The 253-nt window shown below is 70.8% G+C and carries 1 protein-coding gene; it reads right to left on the bottom strand.

Going from position 1 to position 253, the window contains the following annotated elements; all coding sequences use genetic code 11:
• Nucleotides 1–253, bottom strand: a 253-nt coding sequence (locus ACEN88_RS35805) for an ATP-binding protein (RefSeq protein ID WP_413347137.1), incomplete at both ends; no start/stop codon positions are given.

Below are 253 nucleotides of genomic sequence, written 5' to 3'. Positions count from 1 at the left end.
CGCAGGCCGAGGATGCCCCAATGGCCGTCGCGCCCGCGTTCCAGGTCGATGTCGTCCGGCAGGCCGACGCCGTTGTCGGCGATCGTGACGACCAGCGCCGACGGAGCATACTGCAGCGTGACGTCGACCGCACGTGCGCGCGCGTGCGTGAACGCATTCCACAGCGCTTCGCGGGCGATGGCGAAAGCTTCGTCGGCGGCGGGTTCGCGCAGCCTGCGCGCGCGGCCGTCCGCATACAGGTGGAAGGCGATAC

It is taken from the genome of Massilia sp. CT11-108, assembly GCF_047302915.1.
Lineage (GTDB): Bacteria > Pseudomonadota > Gammaproteobacteria > Burkholderiales > Burkholderiaceae_D > Telluria > Telluria orientalis.
Note: the sequence above shows the minus strand (reverse complement) of the source record. Positions and strands in the feature narration are given on the sequence as shown.